We start from the raw sequence: 20,553 nt of genomic DNA on the forward strand, positions 1-20,553 counted from the left end.
TACTGTTGTGTACACGTGGGTATACAGTTGTGTACACACGTGTATACTCATCCCTACTAGGTAGGAGGGATACGCTGGGGGCTCTACACCTAGGACATAGATACTTCTATCTTCGGAGTATACTCTTTCACGTCCTTGCCCTCGCACTATAGTGATTTCATGCGTCAGCCCTGCCCACACCGTCGGGATGCCACATTCTATCCATGAGTGCGACACGTGCATGGGCATTCCTAACTCTCTAGTGTAGGAGGTGAAAACGAACATACCGAGAGCGCTGATGGGCTCTCGGTAAGAGCTCCTCGGTCACCTTACATAGGTGACCGAGGCGTTCATTATAGGAGCACAGAGCCGGACTAATGCTCAGATAAATCTAATAGGTCTAATCAGCCCAACGGGGTTACTAGAAAGAAGACCAGCCCTACTGACACGAAGGCCAACAGGGCTGGTCGGATGTGAGACCTCGTAGGAAAGGGCTATAGGAGCTGCTGGCTACGGCGAATGAAGGCGGCTAGTGCCTCACCCGTTAGTAGTCCACTACCTAGGAGTGCAAGGTCTACCAGCTGACCAACGAGGGGCTCTCGATCACCGAAGGCCCGGAGCTCAGCATTGATCTTACCCTCTATCTCAGCCTGCTTGGCAGCTAGTGCGGAGAGCTCTTCGCGCTCAGTGGCAGTGACCTCCTCGGGCTTCTTGGCAGACTGTGCAGAGCGTGCATCCTCTACGAGCTTTGTCTGCTCGGCAAGCTCCGTACGTAGGCTCTGGAGCTTGGGCTCGATCTCACTCTTCTCCGAGGAGAGGAGGCGTGAGAGGAGGGCATGGTCGGAGTTCAGCACTACGTTGTAGCCCTCGGGGAGGTCGCCATAGAAGTTCATCCCTGGCTGTAGACGTGCCATCTCCTGCATACGGCGCATGAATTCGCCCTGTGTGATCAGTACGGCATCCGCCTCTGCACCTAGAGCCTCGAAGACGACACTATAGTTACGCTTCTCGTCCTTGGGCAGGCGAGCCTTGAAGATCTCGGAGAGCGTCTTCTGCTCCTCTGCCGATAGGTGGCTTTCCTTAGCTTCATCCTTGACGATGAGCTTGGCGATGGAGTCAGAGTCTACACGTACGAAGCGGGTCTTTTCTAGCTTCTGCTCCAGCTGAGAGATAGCGTGGACGTCTAGTGGCCCATCGAGGAAAAGGACTGAATAGCCCTTCTCCTTGGCACGCTCGATAGCGCTGTACTGCCCCTCCTTGTCGTTGGTGTAGAGCCATACGAGCTGTCCATCCTTGTCTGTCTGCTCGCTCTCGGTGAGGATGCGGTACTCCTCGAGGGTGAAGTACTTACCTTCGAGGTCGGTGAGCAGATCAAACTTCACAGCACGCTCGTAGAACTTCTCGTCAGACAGCATTCCATACTGGACGAAGACCTTGAGACTGTCCCACTTCTCCTCGAAGAGAGGACGCTCGTTGCGGAAGAGTTCGTCTAGGCGATCAGCTACCTTCTTAGCGATGTGATTGGAGATCTTCTTCACCTGCGCATCACTCTGAAGGTAGGAGCGGGAGACGTTCAGGGGAATATCGGGCGAGTCAAGCACCCCATGCAGTAGGGTGAGGTACTCGGGGACGATGCCCTCTACCTCTTCGGTGACGAAGACTTGGTTGGCATAGAGCTGGATCTTGTTGCGCTGTAGCTCCATCTGGTTCTTCACCTTGGGGAAGTAGAGGATCCCGGTGAGGTTGAAGGGGTAGTCTACGTTGAGGTGGATCCAGAAGAGTGGCTCTTCGAAGGTCTGAGGATAGAGCTGATGGTAGAACTGTATGTAGTCCTCATCCTTGAGCTCGCTAGGCTTCTTCGTCCAGGCAGGGTGAGTATCGTTGATCTGGTTATCCTCCTCGGTATCTACGTAGGCACCGTCCTTCCACTCTTGCTTCTTGCCGAAGATGATGGGGATGGGGAGGAACTTGCAGTACTTGTTCAGTAGCGCAGAGAGGCGATCACGGGATAGGAACTCCTCGCTCTCACTATCTATATGTAGGATGATATCCGTACCACGCTCAGTGCGACCGCCAGCCTCTAGGATATACTCTGGGCTACCCTCGCAGCTCCAGTGGACAGCCTCTGCGCCCTCCTTATAGGACTTGGTCTGGATCTCCACACGGCTGGAGACCATGAAGGAAGAATAGAAGCCCAGCCCGAAGTGACCTATGATGGCGACCTTGTCATCCTTGTACTTGTCGAGGAACTCCTCTGCTCCCGAGAAGGCGATCTGATTGATGTACTTCTCTACCTCCTCTGCTGTCATCCCGATACCACGGTCACTGACTGTGATGGTCTTGGCCTCGGGGTCGAAGCTGATGCGTACATCTAGTTCCCCGAGCTCTCCCTTGTATTCGCCCGCCGAGGCTAGTGTGCGTAGCTTCTGCGAGGCATCGACTGCGTTGGAGACGAGTTCGCGCAGGAATATATCGTGCTCACTGTACAGGAACTTCTTGATGACGGGGAAGATATTCTCACTCGTTACCCCGATCTTACCTTGCTTGCTCATACGTTGGTCTTATCTTGTCTATAATTTGATGTATACATGAAAAGTATAGAGGCGAGGACAAAGCTAATGCCATTGTCCTCGCCTCTGTCATTATGTCACTAGATATATTCTCTGAGTAGGGGCTGTCCCGCTTGCTCCCAGCAGGAGGTTCGTCACCTTGGATACTTGCTATATCCTACCCCCTCGTACGCAGCCTCTATGTAGGTATGATGGGGTATATCTCCATAGAGACCTATTCCCCGAAGGTCGCTATATCGCTATTCTGTATCTTCTTGGAGGCCTTGGTGACACTGATCCTCTTAGTATTGAAGCGGTAGGTCGCCTCTAGTTCCAGCAGGAAGCCATAGTTCTGATACGTAGATTTACCATAGAAGTCTGGGGTCTGATAGGCTCGATGGTAGTCCTTCGTCCCCCATAGGAAGTCGATCGCAGTGAGAGATAGGTTGAGGCGGTCATTGAGAAAGCTCTTCGCCAAGGAGCCCCCGCAGTGGTAGAAGTTGTAGCCTTTACCCTCTAGTGAGATGTGGGGGAAGTTGTAGCCCCCATATAGGCTTAGGTAATAGTCCTTGGGAAGGTTTAGGTTGATCGTTGAGGATAAGCTCCCAGTCCAGCCTCGACTAGTGGTCAAGCTCCCAGCGAGTGCCCCCTCTAGTATGCGGTATTGGGTACTTGCCTCTAGCGAAGCGCTGACGACCTTGCTGAACGAATAGGATCCATAACCCGACAAGCCAGCATCCCGATACTTACCTGCATTGCTAAATGTGCGATACATACCTCCCCCAGGTAGCACCCCGAGGTTAGCCTGGATTGCATTATTGCTGTAGCTGTACGAAGCACTGAGGTTTAGGAGCAGCTCTTCCTTGGTGTACGACCATTCTGAGCCCCAAGTGTGGTGCTTCTCGCTCCTTAGCTTAGGATTCCCATAGTAGACATAGGACGGATCTTGTAGGATAGACCGAGGGCTGAGGTGTCTGATACTTGGTCTCGTGATGTTGCTTCGATAGCTTAGGCTGAGGGTGCTAGATGCCGACAGCTCGTAGGATGCTAGTAGCGAAAGGAACCAGTCGTCAGAGCTCGTGCGGAAGTCATCGCTCGGCTGTAGGAGATAGGATACCTTCTCTCGTGTCCACTCCTTGCGTAGTCCTAAGCGGAGGTTCCAAGGCTCCTTGACTACTTGGTACTCCCCATAGATGCCTAGGACTCGTTGCTGGTGTGCAAAGCGGTCCCCAGGGTTGCTCTCTACCAGCCATGCTCCTCCGAGGTCTTGGCGATGGAGCTCGGAGTCGTTGCTGTTTATACGGATGATATGCTTGAGCCCTACGTTCAGCTTATGTATGGGGGAGAGTGAGTAGCTAAAGTCGCTCTGGAGGGTATGTTCTTTATTGTGTGTCTTCTGCTTCATACGTTGGTTATCCCCCGTATAGTTCATTCGCTGCTCGACCAAATAGGTGTCATCCAGAGCCTTGGGCATATCGGTGAGCTGGTACATGAGGAGTAGTGTTGCATCCTTTCCCCATTTACGTTGGTAGCTAGAGGAGAAGCTAAGAGTCTCATACTCCGTATCACTTCGCTCATTGATGAGAAAGCCGTAGTTCAGTGCTCCCGACAGGTGGTGCATGCGGTGCGTCTGCCGACCCGTACCACGAGTGTTAAGCCTGGTATAGTTGAGGTATGCGTTGATGAGATTACTTGCATTAGGACTCCACGAGAGGTTGAGTGACGATAGCATCGCACTATTCCTGTCGTACTCACGCTCCTTCTCTTGGAGGAAGTGATGCCTTTGAGTATCGTTGTAGGCTATGCGGTCTAGTCCCCAACGTTCCTTGTACCCACTTTGGTCGGAATAGGAGATGCTGGCTTGCGCTACCACTTTGCCTAGTTGCAGGGAGAGCGAGCCATTACCGCCATACTGATTGCGCGTATTGATCGTACTGCCCAGGCTTGCCGTGAGGGATGAGCTAAGGTGTTGCTTCATCACGATGTTGATGACTCCACCCGCAAAGTCTCCGTCATACTGAGCCCCAGGGTTGGTTATCAGCTGTATCTCTTGGATCTGATCTGCTCGCATAGCCTTGAGTGCTTCGAAAGGATTTTGGTTGAGCTGTGGGGCCGGGATGCCATTGATGTAGTAGGTCGGTGGTATGCTTCCCTTGATGGCGATGCCTGCACTGGTGAGTGAGACGAGTGGTACTCGCTGTAGGATCTGATAGAGCGAAGAGTGCTTGGCTAGAGGGTCTGCTGATACTGCGTAGTTGATCTGCCCTCCGCCTTTCATCTTGATCAGGGGACGCTTGGCTGTTACGGTGATCTCGGAGAGGGTGTTCGTCTGCTCTTGCAGTACAATTGGGGGGAGGCTAAGGTCTTCATGATGTAGGGAGATGTCTACTCGTCGCCTTTCGTAGCCCATGTGTGCCAGCTGGAGATAATAATCATCCGGAGGAAGGTCTGCAAATGCAAAGTCACCCCCTCTGCCGGAGATGCTCGCCGAGATGAGTACGGAGTCTTGACTCCTCCACAGAGCTACACTACAGTCGGGGATACCCATTCCTGTGGTACTCTGTATCTGCCCTCTTATGTGGAATCGCTCTTTGGGCTTGACTCTATTCTGACTTTGGGCAAAGGGGGGCTGTGTGACAAAGGCTACAAGTAGAGCCAGGATCCACCATGTGTGGTTAGTTCGTTTCATTGTATCTGAGCTTGCTCGGTTATTCTTGCCGTAGGAGACGTGTGCAGGGGGTAAATTTAGAGGTTGGGTGCTTTAGAGACAGTGGAGCAAGGATCGAAGGCCCTATAGATAAAGCTATCGCCCCGACTACATCGGACTAGGACGATAGATCCCCGAGAAGGGTGGAGGCTATGGGCTAAAGGGCTCGTAGGCGATCCCCCTCGAGCCGAGCTATAATAGGGGTCGTGTCAAGGCTCATGCAGTAGGGGACAGCAGACTCGAAGCCTGCATGCAGGAGCCGTGTATAGTGCTCGGACTGCTGGATGTAGTCGATGCGCTGAGTGTACTCCTCGGCATAAGCTCGCCATAGATCTCGATGAATACGACTCCCATCATCAGCCGCTCTACCGATCTGCTCCTTCTCAGCGAATGCCGCCAAAGCTCCAGCATAGAGTGTGTCTTCGAGTGCCATCTGCCCCTTCCAGCCCGCAGCCAGGACGAGGACATCCTTCCCCTGCTGGTGGCAATAGTGGAGGGTAGAGCGAAGGTTGATGAATGCTCCAACGAGGATCTCCTCGACACCATGCTCCTTGGCTATATTGAGTGCTCGGGTACCATTGGTCGTCGTGAAGACGATATCCTTGCCCGAGACTAGCTCCTCTGTGTACTCAGCTGGGTCATTCCCTAGCTGGGCGAAGGGACAACGCTGGACATTGCGCTCTGCTGCGATGAGGCAGTCAAGTGTACGACCAAGTGTCTCTGCCTCCTCGGTCGTGGATACGGGGATGACACTACGAGCCCCATTGCCTAGAGCTGTGACCATAGTCGTAGAGGCACGGAAGATATCTACGATGATGACGATCGTGTCGGGACGATGATAGAGCGAATAGAGCTCTGGCGAGGGGCAGAGATAGATATTCATAGGGCGATGTATATAGATCAAAGGAGGCTCTACCGACGACAGATGAGGTCGTAGTAGAGCCCCCTTTGCTAAAGTGTGATGCAGAGCGGAAGCTTAGATCCCTAGCTCCTGGCGAATGGTCGCTATCTTGTCTAGGCAAGCTGCCTCTGCCGAGGGGAGCTCCTCTACGGATGCCACCTTGCCACGGACACCGATGTAGAACTTGATCTTGGGCTCTGTCCCAGAGGGGCGGATCGATACCTTAGTACCATCGGCCGTCTTGTACTGGAGTACATTACTAGTGGTCGGCATGTCAAGGGTGAAGACCTCATCCTTGTCGAGCCAGCGTCCCTCTAGCTTGGCATAGTCGAGTACCTCCACGACGGGGCTCCCTGCGAGACTCTTGAGAGGGCTCTCACGGAAGTTCTTCATCATCGCTTCGATCTCCTCGGCTCCGGTCTTACCCTTGCGTACGACACTCACCCCCTGCTCCTTGTAGAGGCCATACTCTAGGAAGACCTTTTGTAGGAGCTGGTAGATAGACATGCCTCTATCCCGAGCCCAAGCCGCTAGCTCAGCGAACATACAGCAGGCGGATACAGAGCTCTTGTCTCGGATGAAGTCTTCGCGTAGGAAGCCATAGCTCTCCTCGCCACCGCCGATATAGTGGCGCTTGCCCTCATTCTGTCGGATAACGTCTGCGATCCACTTGAAGCCCGTATAGCAGTCGAAGAGGGTCACCTCATTGCGCTGAGCGATCGCACGGATGAGCTCGGTCGTGACGATGGTCTTGACGACGTAGTCCTCACTCTGCAGTAGGCCAGACTCTTTACGACTCATGATGGCATAATAGACGAGTAGGGCGCAGATCTCATTCCCGTTAATGAGTACCATCTTGCCCTCGTTATTACGAACTGCTACACCGATACGGTCAGCGTCGGGGTCAGAGGCTAGGACGAGGTCGGCTCCAGTCGCCTCTGCACGCGCAATAGCAAGCTCTAGCGCTGCTGGCTCCTCGGGGTTGGGTGAGTAGACCGTGGGGAAGTCTCCACTAACGACATCCTGCTCTGGGACGTTGATGATGTGTGTGAAGCCGATCGCCCGAAGAGCTGCCGGGATGATGCGCACACCTGTACCATGGATAGGGGTATAGACGATCTTGAGGTCGTGGTGGCGGGCGATGACCTCCCGCTGTGGATCAGATAGGCTAGCGACACGCTCGATGAACTTTCGATCTATGTCCTCTCCGATGATCTGGATGAGCTCGGGACGAGCCTCGAAGTGGATGTCCTCGACCTTAGTGACCTTATTCACCTCGATGATGGTGTTGCGGTCGTGGGGAGCGATCATCTGTGCGCCATCACTCCAGTAGGCCTTGTAGCCATTATACTCCTTGGGATTGTGAGAGGCGGTGATCATGACACCACTCTGGCATCCTAGCTCTCGGATCGCAAAGGATACCTCTGGCGTGGGGCGGAGGCTCTCGAAGAGATAGACCTTGATACCATTGGCTGAGAATACCTCGGCTGCGATACGAGCGAATACGTCACTATTATTGCGACAGTCATGCCCGATAGCGACTGAGATCTGAGGGAGAGAGGCGAACTCTCGTTTGAGGTAATTAGCTAGACCCTGTGTAGCTGCACCGACGGTATAGCGGTTCATACGATTGGAGCCTACGCCCATGATCCCACGTAGGCCACCCGTACCGAACTCTAGATCCTTGTAGAAGGCCTCGACGAGCTCTGTGGTATCGGGATTATCTAGAAGTCTTTGGACTTCGGCTCGAGTCTCGGCGTCGTAGCCTGGGGCGAGCCACCCGGTTGCTTTAGCACGCACTTGTGCTAGGAATTCATTTTGCTCCATGAGTCTTGGATTATGATTATGTCACTGATTACTCATTGTCGAATGTAGAGCAAAGATAAGGTTTTTCATAAGGCTACCTATACAAGGTCCCCCACGAGGTACTTCCTAGATGGTACCTCGTGGGGGACAGTTGGGGGCTGGGGAGTGTGAGCCTAGCCCTCGTTAGTCATTCTTAGCTGTCCAGCCCTTTGCCGTAAGAGCATTCTGGACACTAGTCGTGAGGCGACTAGCCTCGATCTCTAGCTGTCCAGAGGAAGCCTGGAGCTGACCGATGGTATTGATAAGCTCTGCCTCACTGAGCCCTGTCCCCTTGAGGCTAAGCTTAGTGAGCTTGGAGAACTTGGTCACATTGAGGGTAGTCACATTCGTCCCTGATACCTTTAGCTCCTCGACCGTAGCAGGAGAGAATTTCTCTAGGAGTACCGGAAGCATAGCCTGAGGAATACCCTCTAGGTCGACCTTCTTAGTCCCAGCTGCGATTACTAGGCTACTCTCTGTCCCTAGAGCGGGGAGGTTGTGTAGCTTGACGGAGGTGACGTGTGTGTCGCGTAGGCTGATGTCCCTAAGCTTGGGGTGATTCTCGAGCTCAAGGCTAAAGCCACTGGCTACACTTGGTCTATCGACGAGTACCACCTCTAGATCTCTACTCTTGTCGAAGGAGACTTCGGAGAACCTAGGAGACTGTGCGCGGAATTGCTTTAGCTTGGGTAGATTATCTAGATCTATGCTCTGGTTGGTAAGGGGAGAGCGGGAGATGAAGACCTCAAGTACATTATTTGTAGGTAGGCTTACCTTCTTATAATCGCTGGAGCGTTCCTTCCCATTGAAGTTCTTAAGTCCTGTTCCGTAGCTTCCCAGGCCAAGCTCCTTGAGTTTCGTCTGCTTCGTGAGGTCAAGGTGATTAACCTCATGCCCAGCGAGCCAGAGGTAGGTGAGCTCAGGGGCATTGGTCAGGTCGATGGAGGAGACGGGCCGGGAACCATAACTCGTAGTTAGCAGGAGGAGGTGTTTAAGAGTCGACGAAGGCTTAGCAACCTTGAAGTCGGAGACTCCATCCGCAATGACCTCTAGGGCTGCGATAGAGCCCTCTACCCCGACGACCCCAGCTTCACCAGCGATATAGGTGTAGTCCTTGGAGCCAGACTGCGCCCCGATGAGGGTGATCGGAGTGAAGCCCTTTGCTCGGAGTGAGAACGTCGTACCCTTAGTGATATGGAAGTATACTGGTGCGGCCAGAGCCTTCTTGCCATCTGGATCCTTGTCATCGATCCTCTCGACTTTCTTATCTGGGGTAGGAGTTGGAGGTACAGGCTCCTTCCCTGACTTGCCGCAGGCAGATAGCACGAATGTGAGGGAGGCTAGAGCCACCCATGTAAGTCCTTTTCTCATCTGTCTTTCCTTTTTAAATGACTAATGATCGTAAATATCTCGAGGCAAAGATAGTAATTATGTCTCAGAGCCTTGTCTGTGGGATGCTTGCTTTATAGCTCAGAGACGGCTACAAGGCGATCTACCCGATCAGATGGTGATCGATGATAGACGAGTATCGTATAGTGGTTCTTGGTCTGGTAGTGATCTCCTACGGTGGGTTGGCTGAGGAGCCTATCCTGCCCATAGGCTCTGAAGAGAGGTAGGTATTCCTGATAGCCCATCTTCAGTAGGACTGTCCCCTCGTATCGCTGTCCCGACTCACTATAGCGAAGCGTACGTTGCTCCATCGGAAGATAGCGGAAGGCTTCGCCCTCTAGGACGACGTCCCCACCAGCTAGCCGTGGGCTTACGAACTGGATGAGCACCTCATGGTAGTCTGCCTCTGTCCCTGGGTGGCTACTGCCTGCCATACGTATGAGCTGTAGTCCCTGATGGCTCTCTTCCGCTTGATAAGCCTGCTGGCTACATTGAGTCACAGGGTAGAGCTGGAGCTGATAGACACTATCTAGTGAGATGATCCGCTCTACCCCCAGACCTGCAGTACGGTCTGAGAGATGCTCTAGGCGGAAGTAGCTATTCCCCCCAGGGAACCGAGCTCCATACTGCTGTGCATAGCATAGCTCTCTCCCCGTATAGGTGTAGGGGGTGGTGAGGATGACGGCATTATCCCATCGGGCATTCTGTAGGACGATGACCTTAGTCTCTCGATCGAGCCTAGGCTGCGTACTCGGAGCAGAGACGCGTAGGTCTATCTGCTGATGTTGTCCCTTGTTGTCCTGCCAAGCTTCGCTCGTGACCTGCGCTTGCACAGAGAACGACGGCTCCACGATGACTAGCGGTATGGAGAGCAACGTCTTCTCTGGCTCGTCCTCAGAGTAGATCTCGACCCGATAGTTCCCTGATCGCTTGAGCCCCGTCTGCTCGTTAGGGATGCTAAGCTGATAGTGGGCATAGGGTATCAGGGTGGATCTACTGGGCTCTGGAGCACCGATTAGATGAGTGTCGAAGCCCTCTATATACTCTATAGGTAGGAGGCTGGAGGGATGCCAGTCTACATCATAGCTACGGACTCTATAGGAGAGGAGTGGCTGCTCTCCTCCTAGGAGATCAAAGGAAATGTGTAGCTGATCCCGTCCGCCGAGCTGGAGTATGTTGAGGCGGGGGCTAACCTTCGCTGGTGTATCCCCGATCTGGGTGACTACAGCTCCTATTTGCGCCGAGAGAGTGTAGGGGAATAGTGCGAGTAGAGCTGCGCAGAGGATGGGGCGGAGCTTCATCGGTAGTGGGTATAGAGGTAGGGATCATCCCTCGTATTGCTGCATCTTGCAGAGGTACTTCCCGACGATGTCAAACTCAAGGTTCACTATACTCCCTACACGGATATGCTTGAAATTGGTATGCTCATGGGTGTAGGGGATAATAGCCACGCCAAAGGAGGTCTTCTCGGAGGCACAGACCGTGAGGCTCACTCCATTGACAGCTACAGACCCCTTCTCCACAGTGATATATCCCTGCTGAGCCAGAGCCTTGTCTGTCTGATGCTCGAAGCGGTAGAGCCAGCTTCCATTAGCTTCCTCGACCGAGGTGCACAGAGCCGTCATATCTACATGCCCCTGGACAATATGCCCGTCTAGGCGTCCTCCTAGGAGCATACTCCGCTCGAGGTTGACCTCATCTCCTACCTGGAGTCTCCCCAGATTTGATCGCTCTAGGGTCTCACGGATGGCTGTGACTGTGTAGGTGTCTCCCTGCTGGGCGACGACGGTGAGGCATACTCCATTATGGGCAATGCTCTGATCTATCTTGAGCTCGCGAGCAAAGGGACAAGAGAGTGTGAGGTCGAGGTTGTCACCATGTCGCTCTAATGCGACGACCTTACCACAGGCTTCTACTATTCCGGAAAACATATCTTCTTATTTTGTATCTAAGTATTGTTGATCTTTGGGCATCCTCCTATAGCTGAGGGGAAGGATGACCTATGCGCAAAGATAAAACATCTCGCTGTCACCCTAATGCCTCACCCAAGGTCAGCCCCTAGGGAGCTACCCCCGAGAAGGGGAAGCCCCCCTAGGGGAATATAGGGGGGGAGGGATATGGGCGACTAATTCATCTCAATGACGGTGATCCCTGCACCTCCGAAGCGGACATCCTCATCATGGAAGGCACTCACCCCAGGCACACCAGCCAAATAGTTGCGGATAGACTCACGTAGAGCACCTGTACCCGTTCCATGGAGCACTCGCACCTGACTGACTCCTAGCTGGAGAGCTTCGTCTACGAAGCGTGCGACCGTCTCCACGGCTTCGCTTGCTCGGACGCCTCGGATATCGATCTCTTGTCGGAAGGTAAGTCGCTTCTGGTGGATCTGATCTATGATTTGTGTCGAGCGTATGGCCTCCTGTGGGGTCATCTTTCTCTGATATTTACGAGCCTCGGCCTCTGTCGCTAGATGTAGTCGCTTGAGGGGAATGGTCGTCTTCAGAGCCCCAAGGCCGACAACGGCCTCACGCTGGGTCAGCGAGAGGATAGTCCCAAGTGCCTTCTGTCCCTCGATATGCACGACGCTACCTACCTCGAGGGTACCTTGGTGTCGTGGAGGCTCAGGTGTGGCTGTCTCATCCGAAGGCTTCGGCTGTAGCTCCCGCTCCTTGCTCTTACGCTCTGTCTGCCGCTTACGACGAGCTAGTAGGCGCTCTACCTCTCGTTGTGCCTTCTTAGCGGAGGCTAGTTGCTCTGCTTGCGCCTCTTCGGATAGCTCTTGGTCGAAGTCTGACAGTTGCTTCCTGATGAGGCGGGTCTGCTCTCGCTCGGCCTCAGCCTCTCGGATCTCACGTATGGTTCGTTCGATCCTCCCATTAGCCTCTTGGATGAGGCGTCGAGCCTCTTGGCGTGCCTCGTCTAGGATCTTCTTACGCTGAGCCCTCAGGGTATCGGTCTCCTCGGTATAGCGGTCTGTGGCCTCCTGCAGGAGTCGCTCATCTCGGCGTATACTCTGTCGCTTCCCCTCCCAGTACCGTTTGTCTCGTATGATGTCCTGTAGGTACTTGTCCATATCGATGTACTCCGAGCCGACTTCCTCGGTGACCTCCCTGAGAATCTCCTCTGGTAGTCCTATCTTACGGGCAATCTCTATGGCGAAGGAGCTCCCGGGTCTACCGATAGAGAGCCGGAAGAGAGGGCGCATCTCATGTCGATCATAGAGCATAGCACCGTTGATCAGTCCTGTATGCTCCTCTGCGTAGGTCTTGAGGTTCTGATAGTGTGTCGTGATGACCCCAAAGGCACCCTGATCATTGAAGCGGTGCAGGAGTGCCTGTGCGATGGCTCCGCCTATCGTCGGCTCTGTGCCCCCCCCAAACTCATCGATGAGTATAAGGCTCTGCTCGTCGCATCCTCGGACGAACTGCTTCATATTCCTCAGGTGAGAGCTGTAGGTACTCAAGTCATCCTCTATGGACTGCTCATCACCGATGTCGATATAGAGCTTGTCAAAGAGCCCCATCCGAGAATGCTCTAGCATAGGTACCGGTATACCACTCTGTACTAAGTACTGGAGTAACCCAACGGTCTTGAGGCAGACGGACTTCCCCCCCGCATTAGGCCCTGAGATCAAGAGAATGCGTGCCTCTGGTGTCTTTAGCTGGATGTCAAGGGGGACGATGCTATGCCCCTGTGCCTTGAGGCTACGTAATAGGAGGGGATGCTTTGCCCCGTACCACTCTACCTCTGCATGCCGAGCGAAATGAGGGCATATCCCTCCTAATTCACTTGCCCAACGAGCCTTGGCGTGGATGAAGTCTAGCTGAGCGAGGACTCCGTAGGATACTAGGAGATGGGATATATTGGGACGAAGACGATTGGTCACCTCCGTGAGGATACGGATGATCTCTCGCCGCTCCTCTCCCTCTAGCTCACGTATGCGGTTGTTGGCCTCTACGAGCTCTATGGGCTCTATGTAGACCGTCTTGCCGGTAGCAGACTCATCGTGTACGATACCACGTATCTTACGCTTGTGCATGGGAGCGACGGGGATCACGAGGCGTCCGTCTCGTAGAGCAGGCTGTACACCACTATCTATCCATCCCTCACGCTGAGCTCCCTGGAGGATACGCTGGAGCATCCCCGATAGACTTCGCTCGGTCTCACGGATTGACTGGCGTATCGCTAGGAGTTCTCTCGTAGCATTGTCTCTTAGCCGTCCCTCGTCGGTGAGTAGACTGCGTAGGTGTTGTGCTACCTTGGGGTAGGTCGAGCTCTTCTCGACCAGCTCGGTGAGGAAGGGGTAGTGGTAGGTGAGACTCTCGTCGGCTCGAGACCCCGTGCACTGCTCCTCGGTGAAGAAGCGGTGTACACCATGCAGCGTCTCTAGCATCCGTAGGAGCTCTGAGAGCTCCTCTTCCTCGACGAACGTCCCTAGGGGATGGACTCGCTGTAGCACCTCCCGGCAGTCTGTCAGAGCCAGTGAGGGCAGAGACACACTCCCCCCGAGTATCTTGATCATCTCAGCGGTCTCTCCCAGAGCCCTAGTGATCTCGTCGTAGTCAGCACTAGCCTCCAGTGCTAGTACTAGTTCTTTACCCAGAGGGGAAGCGCAGTACTCAGAGAGTAGCGTCTGTACCTCGGTGTAGCCAATCTTTTCAGTGAAGTTATGCGGATAGACCTCCAGTGTCTTACCCATATATCAGTATACCGTATATTAGTTTATAGTGCGTGAAGAGCCTCTACACGGAGTGGGGGCTATTGCCCCCTCCGCATCTATGTACCCTCTACTCACAGAGGTGTCTCCCACAGAGGAACCTCCCTACCTCGGTGAGGTAGAGGGCTCTCTGACGCTGGGGTATGGTGAGTCTAACGACGTTTGGTCTTATCCTTCTTACGCACCGACCATCCGAAGTGCCCGATGTAGTCTCCGAGACCGAAGTATCCCCCATGTGCGTAGACGAGTAGCTCTGCACGCTGCATGTCGAAGGCTCCTGTCTCTGGGTCGATATAGGCCTCATCGGCACGTACCCCGACGATATCGGCGAGGAACATATCGTGACTTCCAAGGCTCTTTATCTCTCGTATCTGGCACTCTAGGCTGATCGGAGACTCCTCGATGAGTGGTACCCCGAGCTTACTCCCAGGCTCCTTAGTAAAGCCACAGGTGGCGAACTTATCCTCCTTTCGTCCCGATACGACTCCACACCAGTCCGTCTCCTTAGCCATAGAGACCGTGGTAAGATTGATACCAAAGGCTCCCTGCTCCCTGATGATCCCATGCGAATGACGCTCAGGACGTATCCCTACGACACACATCGGAGGGTTCGTGCAGATGGTGCTGACCCAGGAGGCGGTGAGGAGATTGGCCTCTCCATCCTCCATCGTGCCACAGCTGATCAGGACAGCGGGTAGGGGATAGATTAGTGTCCCTGGCTTCCAGTCTATCCTCATAGTAGCTCAGCCTCCTCAGCTCTAGTCTTACGGCCACAGTAGTGGCACTCTAGTACACCTCGGCCATCAGCTGCTCTCGAAACATGGAAGTAGGTAGTCACTGGCTCTGCCGAAGTGATGCACTTAGGGTTGGGACAGCGGACGAAGCCCCGCACCTCTATCGGCAGGCTGACCTGGCGCTTCTCGATGACCTTGTAGTCTCGGATGACGTTGATGTGTACTTCAGGGGCAAGGAGGGCGATCTTATCGATCTCCTCGGGGGAGAAGAAGTGGTCTGCGAGCTTAATGATCCCCTTACGCTCGTGGCGTGTGCTCTGTAGGTTGTTCCCGATCGTGATCGGTGTCGTTAGTTCCTCCAGGTGTAGGAGGCTGACGATCTGGAAGAGTCGATCTGAGGGGATGTGATCCAGCACGCTCCCGTCACGTATTGCTTCGACGAGCATTTTCTCTTTGTTCATCGTTTGGTTGCTTATCTTCGGTCATTGCACCACCTCTATACCTAGTACCTCGCAGAGGATGGACTGGCGGGCATATAGTCCATTCTGAGCCTGCTGGACGTAGTAGGCTTGAGGGGTGTCATCTACGTCCTGAGCTATCTCCCCGACACGTGGTAGGGGATGGAGTACACGTAGGTTGTCCCTACAGCCTGAGAGCATCTCACGAGTGAGGATATAGACGTTCTTCACACGCTCATATTCCTCGAGATCGATGAAACGCTCCCGTTGTACCCTAGTCATATAGAGTATGTCTACGCTCTGGATCACCTCACTAGAGAAGTCTGTCGTCTCTACAAATGGGATCTCGTGCTGACGACAGAAGTCCTTGTACTCCTCGGGCATCCTTAGCTCCGGAGGAGAAACGAAGATGAAGCTGGGATGAAAGTGAGATAGTCCCACGATCAGGGAGTGTACCGTGCGTCCATACTTGAGGTCTCCGACCAGAGCGATGGTCTTCCCCTCCAGCGATCCCTGCGTCTTGCGTATCGAGTAGAGGTCGAGTAGGGTCTGTGAGGGGTGCTGGTTCGCTCCGTCCCCAGCATTGACGATCGGGGCTCGATCGAGCTCTGAGGCATAGAGGGCCGCACCCTCTAGGTAGTGGCGCATGACGATCGCATCGGCATAGTTGGCCACCATAGAGATGGTATCCTTGAGTGACTCACCCTTGGACGAGCTAGAGGTAGTAGCGTCAGAGAAGCCTATGACACGTCCACCGAGCCTGTTCACTGCAGTCTCGAAGCTCAGGCGGGTACGTGTCGAGGGCTCAAAGAAGAGTGTCGCGATGACACGTCCCTCTAGTAGCCTACGATTGGGGTTCTGCTCGAAGAGCTCTGCACGATCGAGCAGACGGATGATGTCCTCGGCGGAGAGCTGGTTAATCGATACTAAATGCTTCATATCCTTATCAAGTATGATGATCCGATAGGCCGAGCACAGAGGGCTTTGCCCGTACAAAGATAATGAGAATAGCCCTAGTAGATCTTATATTCTCTGACCTAAAGGGTAGGGCGGGCGTATCCCCCTTTTAGTATACCCTATACTCGAGCTCTCAGGGAAGCTTTTAGGGGGATGTGTAGCTGAGGGAGCCTTGTCCGTATCTCTGGAGAGCCTGAACGCTATCCCTGCAATACATACCTGCGAGAGAGCTCTATAGGGCTCCTACTTAGAGCTAGGCAGTGTACACGTGGGTACACTGTGGTGTATGCGTGAGTATACTATAGTGTACACACGTGTACACTCTTCCCTCCTAAATAGTAGGGTGATGCTTGGTAAGTCTCCCCCTAGAGTAGAGACGTCCCTACCTCGAGTCCATGCATATCGGCTTCCTCCTCCTTGACTACTTTGTCCTCGATAGCCATAGAGCTCGTGTATCAGCCTCAGTACCCTCTGTCCCGAGCATTGCATCCAAGACGGCGAGCTCGTCTAGGGCATTGAATCTGACTTGATGGTATAGAGAGGTTTCGTATCTTTGCCTCTACAACTATGACGCACATATTATATTCATGAACCCTACAGAGGATACCCCGATGAGATACAAGGTTGCTCTCTCCCTAGTCAAGGGTATGGGAGCTAAGGGTACACGATACTTTCTCAATCATATAGAGAGTCTGGAGGATGCCTTGCTCCACCCCCAGCAGCTTCGTCTCCACCTCCCCCGTCTCTCGGAGAGCATCCTTCAGCAGCTCAGTAGCACAGCACTCCTAGCCGAGGCTGATCGGATACTAGAGGCCTGCGAGCGAGAGCATATCGTCCCACACTTCTATCTCGATGACGACTACCCAGAGCTGCTCTATCAGTGTCCAGATGCGCCCATCATCCTCTATGTCCGTGGGTCACTACAGAGCTGGGAGCATCTGCGAGGTCTGAGTATCGTCGGTACGAGGAATGCGACCAGCTATGGGCGAACGACTGTCTCCTACCTCATCCCAGAGCTGGCGCAGCGTATCCCCTCCCTACTGATCACTAGTGGTCTAGCCTATGGGATAGATATCCAGGCGCACCGCTCAGCCCTAGAGGCTGGTATCTCCACGATAGCCGTCCTAGCTCACGGCCTAGATATGGTCTACCCTGCTGCCCACCGGAGGGAGGCACAGCAGATGCTAGAGCGGGGAGCTTGGGTCAGCGAATATGCCCCTGGGGTGAAGGCACACCCCTCGAGCTTCCTCGCTCGTAATAGGATCATAGCGGGGCTCACCAAGGGCACGATAGTAGTCGAGGCTGGGGGAAAGAGTGGAGCACTCTCTACAGCACATCTCGCTCTGGACTATGACCGGGAAGTCTTCGCCGTGCCTGGACGTGTGGGAGATTCGATGAGCCTTGGGTGCCACCAGCTCATAGAGGAGAGTCGGGCTCACCTGCTCTATGATATCGATGAGCTCATCACGGAGCTAGGGTGGAGTAGGGAAGAGAGTAGTCCCCGTAAAGAGCCCAGCCCAGCCCTAGCCCATAGAGCGTCAGCCTCCTACAGTCATCCTATCCTACGACTCCTAGACGAGCAGGGGACGATGACCCTCGATGAGCTCGCACGGAGGCTCACGACGACGGTAGCTGCGATGAGTGACCAGCTCTTTGAACTAGAGCTAGAGGGTCTTATCGAGGCTCAGCCAGGTGGAGCCTATCGTATCGCCTAGAGGATAGAGCATGTGGTAGACGTCACGCTCTCGCCCTCCACATAGATACGAAGCATATAGATATAAGTAGAGCCAGGCATCCTCATATGCCTGGCTCTACTTATATCTATGTGATGGGATAGCGGGGTGGGGCTATTCGAGCTCTTCTCCCTGCTCTAAGAGTTGCTTGTGGAAGGACTTGTCTGCGAGGATCTCTGCAAAGGCAGCCTCTGTCTCGGCCTTGAACGCTAGGAAGCTCTCCTGCTTGACAGCCTCCCTCAGGGCATCCTTGGCCTTCGCTAGGTTTGCTTGTCGGGCATAGCAGAGCGCCTTGAGATACTCTACCTTACCCGTTGGGTTGAGCTGGTTGAGGACGATCAGAGCGCGCTCATCGTCTCCGAGCCCTGCGAAGGCTACTGCAGCATTGTAGTCAGGATACTTGCGGAAGATCTCCAGCGCGCCATGGTAGTCACGGGCTGCCATACGCTCTAGCCCCAGCTTGTACTCCTCGGCGGACTCTACCTTGTCACTCCAGCGCTCGATGAGCGAGGCATCAACGAGGTCATTGATCCCCGAGATGACGAAGCTCAGGGTATCCAGCCCTCGCTGTGACCATGTACTCTTGTCTAGTGCGGTGACTCGAGTGTCTACAGCGACCCGGATCTTCTTCTGGATCTGTGGTGTCACCTCTATGTCTCGGCTGTAGAGATAGACAAAGTCCTGGCTAGGGGTGATCTCCTGATCCAGATGAGTGCTATCGATGAGGGGAAAGCTCACGAGGAGACGACGGTAGGTATCCTCGTTCTGTCGCTTCGTCTCATTGCGCGCAATAGCTCGGAAGTCATAGGTGTGGCGCGAGATCTTCAGAGAGTCGTGCTCGGTGAGAGACTTGTTCTCTAGCGAATCTAGGGTTAGACCACGTCTGAATAGGTCTCGGTAGGCCTGTGGTATGTTGCGCTCCGTGAGCCTACGCTCTGTGCGAGCCAGGTAGGACTCTCGGCGCTCTGCGGTGTAGAGTGAGTCAAAGCGTCGCCCGAAGCCTGTACTATCTCGTCCAGAGAGATCCTGGAGGTAGGACTTACGGAGCATATTCAGCGCCCGGTCATGGTAGGCTGCATCATAGTTCCCACGCATGCGAGCATTGTGGAGCAGGTATCGAGTCTCCACCTTCCTCCGCCAGTTCTCGTAGCTGAGTAGGAGACTCAGTTGCCTCTTGTAGGAGTCGAAGTAGTCTCCCTGAAGCCCTTTCATGACGGAGCGGAACCGCTTCTGATCAAAGAATACGCTATCGTACTTGCTTGAGTCGATGAGCCCCTGTCTGAAGATGCCAAAGGCCTTGAGCTCCTTCTCCTGGACCTTGGCGAATTCCTTCCCCTTGAGTACGACAGGTGGTAGAGCGAAGGTCGTATCGCCACTCATCACCGTAGGTGTGAGTACCATCTGATAGCGTGCGTCCATGAAGCTCCTAGGGACCTTGATGAGGAAGGTGAGGTTTACCTTTCCCTTGCGTAGAGTAGATACCTTCACCCGTGGTCGTTCTGCGGTGATGGTGACCTCGTCGAGCGCAAAGGTCTTGAGTCCGTCCTCCTTGGTAGCTGAGGCCTCGTCCTTCTTCTGTCGGCGGAGGGTATCGACCTTCTGCTGGTAGGAGACGATCTCGGAGAGCTGACCCGTACGACCTGCCTGCTCCTCCTTCTCCGTAGGTAGTAGGACTTGGGGGCGATGAGACTGGAAGAAGAGCCTCTGGGTCATTGGCTGGCTACAAGAGACGAGTGTTGCTAGCCCTACGAGGGCCACTACACGCTGTAGGCTGGATGTCGATTGCTTCATATCTGGGCTAGATCACGTAGACGATACTGAGAGAGACGCGCGTAGGTAGAGCCAGGATACGTGTCTTACCCTGCTGTAGGACGATATCCTGAGTATTTACCAGATCATACTTTGTGTAGACGAGGGAGGCTCCGAACTCAGCCTCGAGGTTCCAGTGAGGAGTGAGGACCCACGAATACCCTGCCGAGCAGCCTGCTCCGTAGAGGATCCCCTTGGAATAGTTGGGATCATACTTGTCGGATCCGTACTTATAGAGGGAAACGATACCATGCAGACCAAAGAAAGCCCCTTGGTTATAGGTTCCCTTCCCCCAGTAACGTAGGCTTGGAGTGAAGGTGATATTCTCCGTGTGAGCTACTTTACTCCACGAGAGACGATCTGTCGGAGCTAGTTGTACCTTCCCGTAAGCTGAATGGATCAGGCCCGTCGGCAAGGGGAGGTTGTACTTGAAAGGCTTGGCTTGGAGGGAAAGCTGTAGCGAGAGGTTGTAGTTGAGCCCGATAGAAGGCTCGATATTGAAGTTCCCCGTAAGTAAAGAGGGGATATTTGTACTGACACTGAAGTTCTGTGCCCAAGTCCTGGTCCCTACACAGAGTGAGGCAAGTATAGCACATAGGAATAAACGTCTCTTCATCTATAGATAACTTTTAGACTATTAAAACAATGATGCTGACCTCATCGGCTAACCTCATTGAGCTTGCAAATATACGAAAAGTATGTTATATAACACGTTGTTGTGTAAAGATATGTGTCACTTGTTCCGTCTCTTAAGCGCAAGAAAAGTCCCCAC

Annotated in this window: 14 protein-coding genes; 1 reads left to right on the forward strand and 13 read right to left on the reverse strand. The window is 53.9% G+C overall.

What is annotated here, in order from left to right; translation table 11 throughout:
- Positions 1 to 473: 473 nt before the first annotated feature.
- The 11 genes from htpG to pyrB all read right to left on the reverse strand — a co-directional run bounded on the left by htpG (position 474) and on the right by pyrB (position 16,221).
- Positions 474 to 2,531, reverse strand: a complete 2,058-nt coding sequence (gene htpG, locus QZ170_RS06345) for a molecular chaperone HtpG (protein WP_297178799.1) — start codon at positions 2,529 to 2,531, stop codon at positions 474 to 476.
- Between the two features lie 232 nt (positions 2,532 to 2,763).
- Positions 2,764 to 5,217, reverse strand: a complete 2,454-nt coding sequence (locus tag QZ170_RS06350) for a TonB-dependent receptor (protein WP_297178802.1) — start codon at positions 5,215 to 5,217, stop codon at positions 2,764 to 2,766.
- 175 nt (positions 5,218 to 5,392) lie between these two features.
- A complete protein-coding gene (locus tag QZ170_RS06355) occupies positions 5,393 to 6,118 on the reverse strand; it encodes a 2-phosphosulfolactate phosphatase (protein ID WP_297178804.1) in 726 nt (241 codons plus the stop codon).
- 93 nt (positions 6,119 to 6,211) lie between these two features.
- Positions 6,212 to 7,963 carry a phospho-sugar mutase gene (locus QZ170_RS06360; protein WP_297178807.1) on the reverse strand — a complete coding sequence of 584 codons (1,752 nt, stop codon included), beginning with the start codon at positions 7,961 to 7,963 and terminating at the stop codon, positions 6,212 to 6,214.
- 162 nt (positions 7,964 to 8,125) lie between these two features.
- A complete protein-coding gene (locus tag QZ170_RS06365) occupies positions 8,126 to 9,352 on the reverse strand; it encodes a hypothetical protein (RefSeq protein ID WP_297178810.1) in 1,227 nt (408 codons plus the stop codon).
- Positions 9,353 to 9,444: 92 nt separating this feature from the next.
- Positions 9,445 to 10,671, reverse strand: a complete 1,227-nt coding sequence (locus QZ170_RS06370; protein WP_297178813.1) for a type IX secretion system plug protein domain-containing protein — start codon at positions 10,669 to 10,671, stop codon at positions 9,445 to 9,447.
- Positions 10,672 to 10,695: 24 nt separating this feature from the next.
- A complete protein-coding gene (locus tag QZ170_RS06375) occupies positions 10,696 to 11,301 on the reverse strand; it encodes a riboflavin synthase (RefSeq protein ID WP_297178815.1) in 606 nt (201 codons plus the stop codon).
- 194 nt (positions 11,302 to 11,495) lie between these two features.
- On the reverse strand, positions 11,496 to 14,072 hold the full coding sequence (locus QZ170_RS06380) for a Smr/MutS family protein (RefSeq protein ID WP_297178817.1): 2,577 nt from the start codon (positions 14,070 to 14,072) through the stop codon (positions 11,496 to 11,498).
- A gap of 170 nt (positions 14,073 to 14,242) precedes the next feature.
- Positions 14,243 to 14,827, reverse strand: coding sequence for a flavin reductase family protein (locus QZ170_RS06385; RefSeq protein ID WP_297178819.1), 585 nt, complete (start codon positions 14,825 to 14,827; stop codon positions 14,243 to 14,245).
- Positions 14,824 to 15,285 (reverse strand): aspartate carbamoyltransferase regulatory subunit, encoded by a 462-nt coding sequence (locus QZ170_RS06390; RefSeq protein WP_297178822.1) that lies wholly within the window; start codon positions 15,283 to 15,285, stop codon positions 14,824 to 14,826. The genes QZ170_RS06385 and QZ170_RS06390 overlap by 4 nt, the downstream gene beginning before the upstream one ends.
- Before the next feature lie 21 nt (positions 15,286 to 15,306).
- Positions 15,307 to 16,221, reverse strand: coding sequence for an aspartate carbamoyltransferase (gene pyrB / locus QZ170_RS06395; RefSeq protein ID WP_297178825.1), 915 nt, complete (start codon positions 16,219 to 16,221; stop codon positions 15,307 to 15,309).
- A gap of 605 nt (positions 16,222 to 16,826) precedes the next feature.
- On the opposite strand from pyrB, the gene dprA reads away from it, so the two are divergent.
- Entirely contained in the window at positions 16,827 to 17,954 is a 1,128-nt protein-coding gene (gene dprA / locus QZ170_RS06400) for a DNA-processing protein DprA (protein ID WP_297178827.1), read from the forward strand.
- A gap of 132 nt (positions 17,955 to 18,086) precedes the next feature.
- Here the strand turns inward: dprA and QZ170_RS06405 are convergent, their stop codons facing one another.
- The gene (locus QZ170_RS06405) at positions 18,087 to 19,763 is read right to left on the reverse strand and encodes a hypothetical protein (protein WP_297178830.1); all 1,677 of its coding nucleotides are present in this window, start codon (positions 19,761 to 19,763) and stop codon (positions 18,087 to 18,089) included.
- A gap of 7 nt (positions 19,764 to 19,770) precedes the next feature.
- On the reverse strand, positions 19,771 to 20,397 hold the full coding sequence (locus tag QZ170_RS06410; protein WP_297178832.1) for a DUF3575 domain-containing protein: 627 nt from the start codon (positions 20,395 to 20,397) through the stop codon (positions 19,771 to 19,773).
- Positions 20,398 to 20,553: the final 156 nt, after the last annotated feature.

The organism is uncultured Porphyromonas sp. (genome assembly GCF_905372525.1).
In the GTDB taxonomy this organism is placed as follows: domain Bacteria; phylum Bacteroidota; class Bacteroidia; order Bacteroidales; family Porphyromonadaceae; genus Porphyromonas.